Source organism: Mycolicibacterium sp. XJ662, from assembly GCF_053484035.1.
Window position 1 is genome coordinate 288526 of record NZ_JBEFTL010000002.1, and the last position, 14114, is coordinate 302639.

Genomic DNA, 14114 nt, shown 5'->3' on the forward strand with positions numbered 1-14114 from the left:
GGCGCTATGCCTGCACGAACGGCGAGAAGCGTTGGCTGAACGCAGCTTTGCGCGCGTCAAGCTGCTGCTGCCGCTGCTCGGGCGTCACCCACACCGTCTCCGCTGGCACCACGGTGTCGAGGTCATCCAGTGACACCACCTGCGCGCTGACCGTCGGGTCACCGCCGTCGGGGTTCGCACCAGGCACCTGCCACCGCACGAGCAGCGTTCCCATATCCAATCCGACGGTGTCGACCCAGTTGGCAACGCCAGGGTCGGTCTTGGAGACCACGATCGTGTAGGTGCCGTCGGCGTTGGCGATGGCCTGCTCGGAGTTCAGGCTGCTCTGGTGATCCCAATAGTTCGGCGACTTCATCCAGACATCGGTCACCGGGATCGTGAAGTAGCCGGCGTCGCCGGGCGTTATGGTCACGACCAAAGCTTCGTTCTCACCCAAGACGAAATGTCCCCAGCTCTGCCGCTGCCCAATCAAAGTGCCCGGCAACGTGATCGGCGGTAGCAATACGTTGGCCGGCTGGTATATCGCCGGATCGGTCTCCGGCCGGTACAGGTTTACGGCGTCGTTGACCAGCAGAGCGACCGCATCGTCGACAAGCTCGTCATAGGTCTTCGCCGGTCCCGGCGCAGGGCCGCCGACGCGGGTGACCTCCAGGAATGCCGCGGTTGCCGTCCAGTCGCCCAGGGTCTCCCGCACGACGATCTGGTTCGCCCCGTCCGCGAGTTGGATGTGGTTGACCCGGCCGTTGGCCGGCGTCGAGTCGACCGTGATGGTGAACGTGCCGTCGGCGGCCATTTCGATGTCTTCGAACGCCAGGTTCGACGCGGGCGCATAGACACTGTTGTCCGTGTAGACCGAGAGGTTGCCGTCAAGGGGCCGCTCTCCCACGTAGCGGCCGGTGATCACGTACGACGAGCCGCTGGCCACCGGGATGACCCGGTACACCGAGTCGGGGTTGTCGTAGAACCAGCGTCCGCTGGCGGTGCTGATGCCGTACCACTCGTGTTCCGGTAGCGCGATGGTGAGCACTTCAGGACGCGCCGCGTCGGTGTTCACCACGCGCATCGCCACCCCGAGGATGAACTCGTCGAGGGCTTCTTCCAGCCGGTTCAGGCTCTCTTCGTCGACGCCGCCGATCGCCGCATACTTCTGTTCCGCCACGGTGAGCCAGTGCTGCCGCATCGTTTCCCGCATCGCCTGCACCTCAGGTGAATTCGCGATCTGCGTCGCCAGTTGCTCGAGCCTGATCTGAGCCTCGGTCCCGATCGGGCTCACCGGGTCCACCGTCACCGACACGACGGCTCGGGTGGTCGCCCCACCGTTGGGCTTGAAGAAGGTGGCCAGGCCGTGGAAGTGCAGCGGATTTCCGGGGCGGTCGTCGACGGTGATCGTGAAGGTATCCGTACCTCCGGTGGCGGCCATCTCGCTGGTGGGCACATAGCTGAAACCGCCAGAGGAATCGAGCACCACGCTGCCGTGCTCAGGCGCCTTGGTGACGGTGTAGGTCAGCTTGTCACCGTCGGCGTCGGCGGCGTTGATGTTGCCGAGGATCACCCCGTTGAAGGTCTGACTGTTCTGCGTCGCGTCGTAGCTGGTGGTCGGTGTGTGGTTGAAGAACGTGTACTCGATCTGTCGGCGCACCCACCCCAGCAACGCCCACAACGACGTTGACGTCGGCGGAGCGACCGGGCTGTTGGCCATCAGCGGGTTGGTGGCCAACAGCGTGGATACCAAGCCGGTCACGAACCGCACCGGCGCCGCGAGTAGGTTGGACGCACTCGAAACCGGTTGTGAGGCAGTGATCTGGGTTTCGGACTGCTTCGGCGCTTCGGTGAGCGTCGTGAACTCCATCGCCGGCGCCTGCAGCGCGGTCTGCTCATCGTCGGTGACCGTGACGGTCACCGCAGTCTGCGGGTCGACGCTGCGCACCGTGGCGGCGGAGACGGTGGCAATGCTGTCCTGGGTGGTGTCGTCTGTTGCCGCAGTGGCCTCAGAACTCCGGTCCGATCCGCTCGGCCCGCCCGTCTCCGGTTCGGGGTCGTCGCCCTCCTCCACCGCAGTGTCCTCGGTCGATTCCTCGTCGTCGACCTCCGCTTCGGTGGAGTCGGCGAATTCTTCGGTGCCGCTGTCAATGTCGGTGGCCTCGTCGCCGGTCCTGACGCTCGTATTGGCCCCACCAGACGCCTGCACGCCCCTCGTGAACGATTCGATGGCCGACGTGATGGCCGACGTGATGGACGACGCGGCCGACGACTCCTCCGAGGAGGGTTCCGATGTCGACGTCGATTCCCCGGATGCAGTACCCGTTGTCGACTCGGTGGAGGCGCCAGCGTCGGTCGACGAGGTGTCGGCTGACGAAGCACTCTCGGTGTCGGCGATCGCTATCCCGGGGTTGGTGAGCACCGAACCGACTCCGAGTATGACCGCGAGCACACCGACACGGCCGACGAACCTCGCATACCCTGACATTGATTGCTTGTCGCTCATCGAATCTCCTTGTCCCCGTACTTAGTTAATGAATCTTCCGTGGTCACTGCTTGGCGTCCTCGAGGGCGTGCTTCAAGGCCCGCAACGACTCGAGATCCCTGAGCGCCGCAACCGCGCGTTGCATTCCGGTACGGGCGTTGGCGGGGTCCTGCAGCCGGTCGCCGGACAACGCCGTCGCGGCCGCAGCCAGATATCCGGCGATGGCAAGAATGCGGTACGCCCGCCAAGCCTCGTCCCAGCTCGGCGGGTGACCGCCGCCGGCCTCCATCGCATCGAGATAGACCGTCAGCAGGTCCCGTTCGTGCGATCGACGCAGGTCTGGGCTCACCGACGTCGCCAGGAAGTACGCGACGTCCTTGAGCCCAACACCCGATGCGCACAGCTGCCAGTCGACCAAGATCGCGCGATCACGCAAGAAGGCCATGTTGCCGACGTGAGTGTCGTTGTGGATCAGCGTCTGCCCAACGCCGTTCAACAACCTGGCGGTGTCGCCGGGGCGCTGGGCCAGAAGCGGCAGCTGCGCTGCCAGGTCATCGGGCACCAGGTGGGCCAGCGGACGTGGATTGCGGCCCACATACCGGCACAAGAGTGGTGTGACGACGTGGTGAATAGCGCTCGGGCGAAGCTGACCCGACACATTGCCGGGGTGCCCGTACTTGCTGTGCAGGTCCGCCAGGGCTTCGATAGCCGAAGCCGCCTGGTCGGCATCGCAACCGGTTGTCATTGTCGGGAAGACGAAACCGTCGTCGCGCAAGTCCGGAAGAACGATGATGGAGCGGCCGGTGAGTGGATCAAATGAGGCCACCAAAGCGTCTGGTGCGCAGCAGATCTCGCCGCCGAGGTGCCGGTAGAAGGCGACCTCGTTGCGGCTCAGCCCAGCCACCAGGTTGAATATGCGCGCCGGCACCCGAACGGGTGTGTGCTTGATGAACAGGGATTGGTTTCCCCACGACCCCCCGATTTCCACCTGCACCCGCAGCGACGTTCCATGGTCGACATCGCGAATGGCCATCTTGGCGATGGAACCGGCGGGTAGACCCACGGCACCTTCGAGCCATTCCGCGCTGACCTGGTCGGGAGTCCGCGGCACCGACGCGGTCGGCAAGACCCGGTCGGCCACCATCTGGACCGGCGTGAGAAGGCCTGCGGCGCGCCACCACCGGCCCTCACCGAACATCGGAGTCGCCTTTTGCTAGCACGACATTGACGCCGACACATCCGGAGGGTTAGGCATGCGGCCACAATGACACTTCTGACGTCCAAATGTCAATATTGACATCATAACGTCTTGAATGACATCAGCGGTATGATCGCCAGGTGCCACCGCAGGAGCCGCGCCCAGACCGTCGAACGCTCACCCGGCGCGCGTTGATCGATGCCGCGCTGAAGAGGTTCACCGCGAACGGGGTGGCCGCAACCTCGGTTGCCGACATCACGGCCGACGCCGGTGTCACGGAGCGGACCTTCTATCGCTACTTCACCTCGAAAGAGGAGGTCCTCTTCGCCGAGTACGTCGATCAAATCGACTGGTTCCGGCGCGCTCTCGAAGTACGGCCACGCGGTGAACCGCTGACCGACTCCGTACGCCATGCCTCAGCCGCTTTTCCCTACGACCATCGGGTGGTCACTGAGGCGGCGCATCTACGCAACCAGCTCAGCGATGAACAGATCGATGTGCACCTGCAACGCGTCCAGGGACGGCTGGCCAGTGAGATACAGCGGCACATCTTGACCACCACCGGCTCTGACGAACTCCATGCGGCGGTCACCGCAGCCATGGTCGCTGGGGCGGTCTTCGCCGCCTTCCGGCACTGGACTCGACATGGAAACGCCGACCTGGCACAGCTTCAACAGATGACGGAGCGCGCGTTGGCCATCGCTGAAAACGCGAAACCCCAATCGGCAGTCAGCGACTAGCGGCGGGTCAGCCGCGAAAGTCCCAGCGCCCCAAGAGCTCCCAATGCGGCCGCGGTCAATGCACCGCCCGCTCCCAGACCTTCGCGGACCTGCACGCGCGGGGCGATCAACGCGCGGCCAGGCGGCAAAACGGGTGCGGGTGCCATGTTCTCCTTGGCCGTCGCCGCCCACGCCGTCGCGAACAGGATCAGCCGCGCGGTGATGTAGGCGAACACCATCAACCCCAGCACCGGACCGAACGTCGCACCCGCCGGACCGGTGACCACCGAGCGCAGGTAGATCGTCGCCACCAGCTTGAATACCTCGAACCCCACCGCCACCAACAACCCGGCTCGCGCCGCGCTGCGAAAGCTCACCGATTCCCGCGGCAACCGGGCGATGATCCAGGTGAACAGCAGCCAGCTGATCAGCAACGAGAACAGCACCGACACTATGCGCAACGCCACACCGACACCCGGAACATGCTCCAGCCCAACCCATTCCAGGACCTTTTGCATCGGGCCGGAGCTGGCCAGCGCCGTCAGCGCGACGGTGACGGCGATGGCGAGGAACAGCCCGAGGATGGCCAGCAGATCCGAGACCTTGGTGCGCAGAAACCCTTTCGTGTTCTGCCGCGCCAGACCCCACATCTGGCTCAGCGCCTCACGCAGGTTGGCCATCCAACCCAGCCCCGCCCACGCCGCGGTGGCCAGGCCGATGATGCCGACCGAGGTACGCGACGCGATCGCCGACTCCATCAGCTCGACCAACTGGTCGCCGACATCACCAGACACCGCCGCCCGGATCCGCTCCTCGACCTCGGCGAGCAGGTCGGGTTGGCTGACCAAGATGAAACCGCCGACCGCGAATCCCACCATCAGCAACGGGAACAGCGCGAACACGGTGAAATAGGTGACGCCCGCGGCGTAGAAGTCGCCCTTGCTGTCGCGGTAGCGCTCCTGCGCGCGCATAACGTGGTCAAACCAGCCGTAGCGGGTGCGCATCCGGTCGATGACGCCGGGTTTGTCCGGCTCGGTGGCTGTGTCTGGCTCGGTCATCGACGGTCTCCCGGCTCAACGGCGGGGCGGCAGGAACCCCAGTTGGTCGTATACCCGCTGCAACGTCTTCGCAGACACTTCCCGGGCCCGCTCGGCCCCGGCGGCCAGCACCGACTCCAGTTCGGTCGGATCGGCCAGCAGCTCGTCGACGCGGGCCTTGAGCGGGGTGACGAATTCGACGACGGCGTCGGCGGTGTCGGATTTCAGATCGCCGTATCCGCGCCCGGCGTAACCCTCGACGAGCTTGTCGACGTCGGTGCCGGTGATCGCCGACTGGATGGTCAACAGGTTGGACACCCCCGGTTTGGCGTCGGGGTCGTAGCGCACGTCGCGTTCGCTGTCGGTGACCGCCGAGCGGATCTTCTTGGCCGAGACCTTCGGCTCATCGAGCAGGTTGATCAGCCCGGCCTCGGTGGCAGCCGACTTGCTCATCTTGGCGGTCGGGTCGGTCAGGTCGTAGATCTTGGCGGTGGCCTTTTGGATCAGCACATCCGGGACGACGAACGTGTCGGGGAAGCGCGCGTTGAACCGTTGCGCGACATCGCGCGCCAGCTCGAGATGCTGACGCTGGTCCTCGCCGACCGGCACCAGGTCGGTGTCGTAGAGCAACACGTCCGCGGCCATCAGCACCGGGTAGGTGAACAGCCCGACGGTGGTGGCCTCGGCGCCTTGGCGCTGCGACTTGTCCTTGAACTGCGTCATCCGCGATGCCTGGCCGAAACCGGTGAAACATCCCAGCGCCCAAGCCAGTTCGGTGTGCGCGGGCACGTGGCTCTGCACGAAGATCGTCGAGCGGGCCGGATCGATGCCCAACGCCAGGTACTGCGCGGCCACGGCGAGCGTGCGTCTGCGCAGCTGCTCGGGGTCCTGCGGGACGGTGATGGCGTGCAGGTCGACCACGCAGAAGAACGCGTCGTAGTCGTCTTGCATGCCCACCCACTGCCTGATCGCGCCGAGGGCATTGCCGAGGTGCAGGGAGTCGGAGGTGGGTTGCACGCCGGAGAAGACGATCTTCTCCCGCGCGCCGGCGCGGTCGTTGCTCATGGTGGCCCGATCATTTCACACCGTCCGAACGTGGGATTGACACACGTTCTGCCGTGCTGGACGTGCGACAAGCCCGCACTCGTCGGGGGTTAACCGGGGTATTCGACGGTCACCGGCGCGTGGTCGGACCAGCGCAGCTCGTAGGCCGCCGCGCGCTCCACGCGTGCAACCGCGGCCCGGTTGGCCAGCGACCCCGTTGCCAACTGGTAGTCGATGCGCCAGCCGGCGTCGTTGTCGAACGCCCGCCCGCGCCACGACCACCACGAATACGGTCCGGCCACGTCGGGGTGCAGCACACGCACCACGTCGACCCAACCCGATGCCAACAGCTCGGTGAGCCATTGCCGTTCGCTGGGCAGAAAGCCCGACTTCTTGAGGTTGCCTTTCCAATTCTTGATGTCGTTCTCGGTGTGCGCGATGTTCCAGTCGCCGCACACCACCGCATCGCGCTCGGCGAGCTCGGCCATCCGCTTGGCCAGCGCCGTCAGAAAACGCTCCTTTTCCAGCTGACGGTCGGTTTCGGCCTCGCCGGTCTGGACGTAGACGCTGGCAACGGTCATGCCCGCGACGTCGACCTCGAGATAGCGTCCGTGCGTTGCGAACTCGTCGCACTCCAGCGGGCGCGCCGCGGCGATCGGCAGGCGCGACAGCACCGCGACGCCGCTTCGGCCCTTGAGGTGCGGTTCGGCCGACGCCAGGTGCCAACCGTCGGACAGCGCCGGCGCCAACGCCGTGGCCAACTGGTCGTCGTCGGCGCGGGTCTCCTGCAGGCACACCACGTCGGCGGAGGTGTCGGCAAGCCAGGCCAGCAGCCCGCGGTTGTCCGGTGAGCGTTGCCGCACGGCGGCGCGAATTCCGTTGACGTTGATGGTGCTGACGATCACGCACAGACCATAGCCTCGAAGCTTGCGGTACCGCCGGTAACGCCTTTAGTGTCGGCAGGATGACTCTGCGCGACCCGATCCACCTCGGCTCCGGCGAACCGATGCTTTTGCTACACCCGTTCATGATGTCGCAGAGCGTGTGGAAAGACGTCGCACCGATGATTGCCGACACGGGCCGCTACGAGGTGTGCGCGCCGACCATGCCTGGGCATAACGGCGGCGTGAAGAGCCGCTTTTTCCTCGACACCGCGGAGCTCGCCGACGATATGGAACGGCGCATGGACGCCCTGGGCTGGGACACCGCCCACATCGTCGGCAACTCGCTGGGCGGCTGGGTGGCGTTCGAGCTGGAGCGTCGCGGCAGGGCCCGCACGCTGACCGGGATCGCGCCCGCGGGCGGCTGGAGCCAGTTCACCCCGGCCAAGTTCGAGATCGTGTTCAAGTTCGTCGCCGGCCTGCCGGTCTATCTGGGCGCCAAGGTGCTGGGGCCCCGCGCACTGCGCCTGCCGTTCGTGCGCCAGCTGGCCTACGTACCGGTCAGCGCCGAGGCGGCCGGGCTCAGCGACGAGGACCTGTTGGTCATCATCGACGACGTCACCCACTGCCCGGCCTACTACCAGCTGCTGGTCAAGTCGCTGCTGCTGCCGGGACTGCGGGAACTGGCCGACGCCGACGCGCCCATCCACCTGGTGATCTGCGAGAAGGACCGCGTGCTGCCGCATCCGCGGTTCACCCGGCACTTCACCACGCACCTGCCGAACAGCGCCCAGATCACCCACCTCGACGGCGTCGGGCACATCCCGATGTTCGAGTCGCCCCAACGGGTCGCCGACGTGATCGTCGGGTTCGTCGACCGTCACGTCACGCGGCCGCCGCGCGAGGCGCTCGGCAACTAGCTTTTCGTGACCGGGGCCTCGGTCGCGGCCTCGAGCACCGAGTTCAGCGTCTTGCTCGGCCGCATCACCGCGGTGGTCTTCTCCGCGTCCGGGTAGTAGTAGCCGCCGATGTCGACCGACTTGCCCTGCACCTCAACAAGTTCGGTGATGATGCTGTCTTCGTTCTTGGCCAGCTCGTCGGCCAGCGCGGAGAACCGTTCGGCCAGCTCCTTGTCCTCGTTCTGCGCGGCCAACTCCTGCGCCCAGTACAGCGCGAGGTAGAACTGGCTGCCGCGGTTGTCGAGTTCACCGGTCTTGCGCGACGGGCTCTTGTTGTTGTCCAGGAGCTTTCCGATGGCGGAATCCAGTGTCCTGCCCAGCAGTTCGGCGGTCTTGTTGCCGGTTTTGCGGCCGATGTCCTCGAAGCACGCGCCGAGCGCGAGGTATTCGCCCAGCGAATCCCACCGCAGGTGGTTCTCCTCGACCAACTGGTGCACGTGTTTGGGCGCCGAGCCACCCGCCCCGGTTTCGTACATGCCGCCGCCGGCCATCAGCGGCACGATCGACAGCATCTTGGCGCTGGTGCCCAGCTCCAAAATCGGGAACAGGTCGGTGAGGTAGTCGCGCAGGATGTTTCCGGTCGCGGCGATGGTGTCTTGGCCGCGGATCAACCGCTCGAGCGTGTAGCGCATCGCCCATACCTGCGGCATGACCTGGATATGCAGGTCCTCGGTGTCGTGGTCCTTCAGGTAGGCCTTCACCTTCTTGCGCAGCTCGACCTCGTGCGGACGTTCGGTGTCCAGCCAGAACAGCACCGTCATCCCGGAGGCGCGCCCGCGGGTCACGGCCAGCTTCACCCAGTCGCGGATCGCGGCATCTTTGACCACGGGCATGCGCCAGATGTCGCCGGTTTCGACGTTCTGGGTCAGCAGCACCTCGCCGGTGTCGATGTCGACGATGTCGGCGACGCCGTCCTCGGGGATCTCGAACGTCTTGTCGTGGCTGCCGTACTCCTCGGCCTTCTGCGCCATCAGCCCGACGTTGGGAACGGTGCCCATCGTCGTCGGGTCGAACTGGCCGTGGGTCTTACAGAAGTTGATCATCTCCTGGTAGATCCGGGAGAACGTGGACTCGGGGTTCACCGCCTTGGTGTCCTTGGTCCGGCCGTCGGCGCCGTACATCTTGCCGCCGAGCCGGATCATCGCCGGCATCGACGCGTCGACGATGACGTCGGACGGTGAGTGGAAGTTGGTGATCCCGCGGGCCGAGTCGACCATGGCCAGTTCCGGCCGGGTCTCGTGGCAGCGGTGGATGTCCTCGATGATCTCCTCGCGCTGCGAGGCGGGCAGCGATTCGATCTTGGCGTAGAGATCCGACATCCCGTTGTTGACGTTGACGCCGAGTTCGTCGAACAGCTTCTGGTGCTTGGCGAACGCGTCCTTGTAGAACACCTTCACCGCGTGCCCGAAGACGATGGGGTGGCTGACCTTCATCATCGTCGCCTTGACGTGCAGGGAGAACATCACGCCGGTCTCGTAGGCGTCCTGGATTTGTTCCTCGTAGAACTCGATGAGCGCCTTTTTGCTCATGAACATGCTGTCGATGATGTCGCCCTCGTCCAGCGCCACCTCGGGCTTGAGCACCATCGTTTCGCCGCCCTTGGTGTTGAGCACCATCTTGACCTTTCGCGGCCGGTCCAGTGTCATCGACTTCTCGCCTGCGTAGAAGTCGCCCTTGCGCATGGTCGCGACGTGGGTGCGCGAGGCCTGCGACCACTCCCCCATGCTGTGCGGGTTCTTGCGCGCGAACTCCTTGACCGCCTTGGGCGCACGCCGGTCCGAGTTTCCTTCCCGCAGAACAGGGTTCACGGCGCTGCCCAGAATCTTGGTATAGCGGTCCCTGACCGCCTTCTCTTCGTCGGTCTTGGGGTCGCCGGGGTAGTCCGGTACCGCGTAACCCTTGGCCTGCAGTTCCTTGATCGCGGCCAGCAACTGCGGCACCGAGGCGCTGATGTTGGGCAGCTTGATGATGTTGGTGTCCGGGTCCTGGGTGAGCCGGCCGAGCTCGCCGAGGTTGTCGGGCACCCGCTGGTCTTCGCTGAGGTAGTCGCCGAACTCGGCCAGGATGCGGGCCGCCACCGAGATGTCACTCGTCTTGATCTCGATGCCGGCGGGCTCGGCAAAGGTGCGGATTATCGGCAGGAACGCGTAGGTCGCAAGCAGCGGCGCCTCGTCGGTCAGCGTGTAGATGATGGTTGGCTGCTGGGCACTCATGATCTCTCTTCCGGGCGTCACTATTCGGTATCGGCAGATGAAACGTCGCACGACCAGTATCTCGTTGACGTCGACGCTACGCGTGCCCACCTCCGCCGCGACGACTACCTGCTGGCACTTCTTCGCCGCAATGGGATAAACTTCAGCTTGGTCATGAGCGCCAGCGTCAAGCCCCGGCTTGCTGGCCGGCAACCCTCCAACCGCGGTGGGGTGCCCCGGGTGATGACCAGGTTGAGTACCCACTGGCGAGTGGTACCGGCAAGCGCGGGTCCGTTGTGACGGGCCCCCAGAGAGACAGGTGGAGGTCCGGCGTGCGTGAGTGTCGCTGAACTTCGACCCCGGCCACATCACAACAGGAGAATCCCTTGAGCACCGACAATCCGTTGGACGATCCCACCGCCCGGTGGGCGTTTGAGACCAAACAGGTTCACGCCGGCCAGACGCCAGACCCGGGAACCAACGCGCGGGCGCTGCCGATCTACCAGACCACCAGCTACACGTTCGACAGCACCGACCACGCCGCCGCGCTGTTCGGGCTGGCCGAGCCCGGCAACATCTACACCCGGATCATGAACCCGACGACCGACGTCGTCGAACAGCGCATCGCGGCGCTGGAAGGTGGCGTCGCGGCCCTGTTCCTGGCCTCCGGACAGGCCGCGTCGACGTTCTCGCTTCTCAACATCGCCGACGCCGGTGACCACATCGTGTCCAGCCCACGGCTCTACGGGGGCACCTACAACCTGTTCCACTACTCGCTGCCCAAGCTGGGCATCGAGGTCAGCTTCGTCGAGGACCCCGACGACCTCGACTCGTGGCGCGCCGCGGCGCGGCCGAACACCAAGGCGTTTTTCGCCGAGTCGATCTCCAACCCCCAAATAGATGTGCTCGACATCCCCGGGGTGGCTGCGGTGGCACATGACCACGGGGTGCCGCTGATCGTCGACAACACCATCGCCACCCCGTATTTGCTTCAGCCGATCAGCCACGGCGCCGACATCGTCGTGCACTCGGCCACCAAGTACCTCGGCGGGCACGGCACGGCGATCGCGGGCGTCATCGTCGACGGCGGCACCTTCGACTGGACCAACGGCAACTTCCCCGGGTTCACCACACCCGATCCCAGCTACCACGGCGTCGTGTACGCCGACCTCGGCGCGCCCGCGTTCGCGCTCAAGGCCCGGGTGCAGTTGCTGCGCGACCTCGGTTCGGCGGCTTCCCCATTCAACGCGTTTCTCATCGCCCAGGGCCTGGAGACGCTGAGCCTGCGCGTCGAACGGCACGTCGCCAACGCCCAGCGCGTGGCCGAATACCTGGCCGGACACGACGATGTGCTGTCGGTGAACTACGCCGGGCTGCCCAGCTCGCCGTGGCACGAGCTGGCAAACAAGCTGGCCCCCAAGGGAACCGGCGCGGTGCTGGCGTTCGAGCTGGCCGGCGGCGTGGATGCCGGAAAGGCGTTCGTCAACGCGCTGACCCTGCACAGCCACGTCGCCAACATCGGCGACGTGCGGTCGCTGGTGATCCACCCGGCGTCGACCACCCACGCGCAGCTGTCGCCCGAGGAGCAATTGGCCACCGGTGTCACCCCGGGACTGGTGCGCCTTGCGGTCGGCATCGAGGGCATCGACGACATCCTCGCCGACCTCGAGCAGGGTTTCGCCGCGGCCAAACCGTTTTCGACCGCCGGGCCCACGGACCCCAAGACGACGGCGGCGTTCTGATGACGATCACTGACGTGGCAACCCTGACCCTGCCCGCCGAAGGGGAAATCGGCGTCGTCGACATCGGACCGCTGACGCTGGAGTGCGGCGTCGTCCTCGACGACGTGCAGATCGCCGTGCAACGTTGGGGTGAGCTGTCGCCCGAGCGCGACAACGTGGTGATGGTGCTGCACGCGCTGACCGGCGATTCGCACATCACCGGCCCCGCCGGACCCGACCACCCGACCGCCGGCTGGTGGGACGGGATCGCCGGCCCGGGCGCCGCGATCGACACCGACCGGTGGTGCGCGGTGGCTACCAACGTGCTGGGCGGGTGCCGCGGTTCGACGGGCCCCAGCTCGCAACATCCCGACGGAAAGCCATGGGGCTCACGGTTTCCCCACGTGACCGTGCGCGATCAGGTCGAGGCCGACATCGCCGCGCTCAAGGCGCTGGGCATCACCGAGGTCGCCGCGGTGATCGGCGGTTCGTTGGGCGGGGCGCGCGCGCTGGAATGGATGGTCGGGCACCCCGACAAGGTCCGCTCGGCGCTGCTGCTCGCGGTCGGCGCACGCGCCACCGCCGATCAGATCGGCACCCAGAGCACGCAGGTGGCCGCCATCAAGGCCGATCCGAACTGGCACGGCGGCGACTACTACGGCACCGGCACCTCACCCGACGTCGGCATGAGCCTCGCCCGGCGCATCGCGCACCTGACGTATCGGGGTGAGCTCGAACTCGACAACCGCTTCGCCAACGATGCGCAGGGCAGCGAGGATCCGCGCGCCGGCGGCCGCTACGCGGTGCAGAGTTACCTCGAGTATCAGGGCGACAAACTGGTCGCGCGCTTTGACGCGGGCACCTACGTGGCGCTGACCGAATCGCTGTCCAGCCACGACGTCGGCCGCGGCCGCGGCGGGGTCGAGGCGGCGCTGCGCGGCTGTGCGGTGCCGGCCGTGGTCGGCGGGATCACGTCGGACCGGCTTTATCCGCTGCGGCTGCAGGAGGAACTGGCTGCGCTGTTGGCCAACTGCGCCGGGCTGCAGGTCATCGACTCTATCTACGGCCACGACGGCTTCCTGGTGGAGATGGACGCGGTGGGCAAGCTGATCCGCCAGACACTGGAGCTGGCCTCCAAATGACCACGAAATGACGGTGCGGTGACCCGCTCGGATCAGCAGCGTTCGCTGTCGTTCGGTGCGGAAGCTGCGGCATACTCGCGCGGCAGGCCGTCGTATCCGCCGGAGGCCATCGACTGGCTGCTGCCCCGCGATGCGCGCGACGTGCTGGACCTGGGCGCTGGTACGGGCAAGCTGACCACCCGGCTGGTGGAACGCGGCCTGACCGTGGTGGCCGTCGACCCCATCCCGGAGATGCTCGAGCTGCTGAGCAATTCGCTGCCCGACACACCGGCGCTGCTGGGCACGGCGGAGGAGATTCCGCTGCCCGACGACAGCGTCGACGCGGTGCTCGTCGCGCAGGCGTGGCATTGGTTCGACCCGCAGCGCGCGGTCGCGGAGGTGGCCCGGGTGCTGCGCCCGGGCGGCCGGCTCGGGCTGGTTTGGAACACCCGCGACGAGCGGATGGGCTGGGTCAAGGAGCTCGGCGACATCATCGGCCACGAGGACGATCCGTTCACGAACCTGGTGACGCTGCCCGAACCGTTCACCGACGTGCAACGCCATCAGGTCGAGTGGACCAATTACCTGACGCCGCAGGCGCTCATCGATCTGGTCGCCTCGCGCAGCTACTGCATCACCTCACCGGAGAAGGTGCGGGTCAAGACGCTGGACAGGGTGCGCGAATTGCTGGCCACCCATCCCGCGCTGGCCAACGCGAGCGGCCTGGCGCTGCCGTACGTCACCGTCTGCATCCGCGCCGACCTGGGTTCCTAGTCAC

Annotated in this window: 11 protein-coding genes and 1 riboswitch; of the genes, 5 read left to right on the forward strand and 6 right to left on the reverse strand. The window is 66.2% G+C overall.

The features are described from left to right. Window positions 1–4 precede the first annotated feature (4 nt). Together ABQE93_RS08690 and ABQE93_RS08695 are read right to left on the reverse strand one after the other, a co-directional pair. On the reverse strand, window positions 5–2485 hold the full coding sequence (locus tag ABQE93_RS08690; protein WP_448406942.1) for an Ig-like domain-containing protein: 2481 nt from the start codon (window positions 2483–2485) through the stop codon (window positions 5–7). Between the two features lie 43 nt (window positions 2486–2528). Continuing rightward, window positions 2529–3662 carry a phosphotransferase gene (locus ABQE93_RS08695; protein ID WP_448406941.1) on the reverse strand — a complete coding sequence of 378 codons (1134 nt, stop codon included), beginning with the start codon at window positions 3660–3662 and terminating at the stop codon, window positions 2529–2531. Window positions 3663–3853: 191 nt separating this feature from the next. On the opposite strand from ABQE93_RS08695, the gene ABQE93_RS08700 reads away from it, so the two are divergent. Continuing rightward, window positions 3854–4402: a TetR family transcriptional regulator gene (locus ABQE93_RS08700; protein WP_448406940.1), complete on the forward strand. Its 549-nt coding sequence runs from the start codon at window positions 3854–3856 to the stop codon at window positions 4400–4402. Here ABQE93_RS08700 and yhjD read toward each other — a convergent pair. The 3 genes from yhjD to ABQE93_RS08715 form a co-directional block, all read right to left on the reverse strand. Beyond that, entirely contained in the window at window positions 4399–5439 is a 1041-nt protein-coding gene (yhjD, locus tag ABQE93_RS08705) for an inner membrane protein YhjD (protein ID WP_448406939.1), read from the reverse strand. The two genes, ABQE93_RS08700 and yhjD, sit on opposite strands and share 4 nt — an antisense overlap. A 15-nt stretch (window positions 5440–5454) precedes the next feature. After that, window positions 5455–6483 carry a tryptophan--tRNA ligase gene (gene trpS, locus ABQE93_RS08710; RefSeq protein WP_448406938.1) on the reverse strand — a complete coding sequence of 343 codons (1029 nt, stop codon included), beginning with the start codon at window positions 6481–6483 and terminating at the stop codon, window positions 5455–5457. A gap of 89 nt (window positions 6484–6572) precedes the next feature. Further along, window positions 6573–7367: an exodeoxyribonuclease III gene (locus ABQE93_RS08715; RefSeq protein ID WP_448406937.1), complete on the reverse strand. Its 795-nt coding sequence runs from the start codon at window positions 7365–7367 to the stop codon at window positions 6573–6575. Between the two features lie 59 nt (window positions 7368–7426). On the opposite strand from ABQE93_RS08715, the gene ABQE93_RS08720 reads away from it, so the two are divergent. Then, entirely contained in the window at window positions 7427–8263 is an 837-nt protein-coding gene (locus ABQE93_RS08720; protein ID WP_448406936.1) for an epoxide hydrolase EphH, read from the forward strand. Here the strand turns inward: ABQE93_RS08720 and ABQE93_RS08725 are convergent. Continuing rightward, window positions 8260–10515 carry an NADP-dependent isocitrate dehydrogenase gene (locus ABQE93_RS08725; RefSeq protein ID WP_448406935.1) on the reverse strand — a complete coding sequence of 752 codons (2256 nt, stop codon included), beginning with the start codon at window positions 10513–10515 and terminating at the stop codon, window positions 8260–8262. The two genes, ABQE93_RS08720 and ABQE93_RS08725, sit on opposite strands and share 4 nt — an antisense overlap. Window positions 10516–10664: 149 nt before the next feature. Then, window positions 10665–10786, forward strand: a riboswitch (SAM riboswitch). 94 nt (window positions 10787–10880) lie between these two features. Here ABQE93_RS08725 and ABQE93_RS08730 point away from each other — a divergent pair. From ABQE93_RS08730 to ABQE93_RS08740, 3 genes are read left to right on the forward strand one after another with little or no spacing between them, the layout of a single operon-like run. Further along, entirely contained in the window at window positions 10881–12236 is a 1356-nt protein-coding gene (locus tag ABQE93_RS08730; RefSeq protein WP_448406934.1) for a bifunctional o-acetylhomoserine/o-acetylserine sulfhydrylase, read from the forward strand. Next, complete coding sequence (gene metX, locus ABQE93_RS08735; RefSeq protein WP_448406933.1) at window positions 12236–13357, forward strand: homoserine O-acetyltransferase MetX; 1122 nt, start codon at window positions 12236–12238, stop codon at window positions 13355–13357. The genes ABQE93_RS08730 and metX overlap by 1 nt, the downstream gene beginning before the upstream one ends. Before the next feature lie 18 nt (window positions 13358–13375). After that, entirely contained in the window at window positions 13376–14110 is a 735-nt protein-coding gene (locus tag ABQE93_RS08740; RefSeq protein ID WP_448406932.1) for a class I SAM-dependent methyltransferase, read from the forward strand. The last annotated feature ends 4 nt before the right edge of the window (window positions 14111–14114 follow it).

What these genes read in the sequence shown, in the direction of transcription:
- ABQE93_RS08695 (WP_448406941.1), bottom strand. Translation starts at nt 3,662, where the DNA reads ATGTTCGGTGAGGGCCGGTGGTGGCGCGCCGCAGGCCTTCTCACGCCG.
- yhjD (WP_448406939.1), bottom strand. Translation starts at nt 5,439, where the DNA reads ATGACCGAGCCAGACACAGCCACCGAGCCGGACAAACCCGGCGTCATC.
- ABQE93_RS08725 (WP_448406935.1), bottom strand. Translation starts at nt 10,515, where the DNA reads ATGAGTGCCCAGCAGCCAACCATCATCTACACGCTGACCGACGAGGCG.
- trpS (WP_448406938.1), bottom strand. Translation starts at nt 6,483, where the DNA reads ATGAGCAACGACCGCGCCGGCGCGCGGGAGAAGATCGTCTTCTCCGGC.
- ABQE93_RS08690 (WP_448406942.1), bottom strand. Translation starts at nt 2,485, where the DNA reads ATGAGCGACAAGCAATCAATGTCAGGGTATGCGAGGTTCGTCGGCCGT.
- metX (WP_448406933.1), top strand. Translation starts at nt 12,236, where the DNA reads ATGACGATCACTGACGTGGCAACCCTGACCCTGCCCGCCGAAGGGGAA.
- ABQE93_RS08720 (WP_448406936.1), top strand. Translation starts at nt 7,427, where the DNA reads ATGACTCTGCGCGACCCGATCCACCTCGGCTCCGGCGAACCGATGCTT.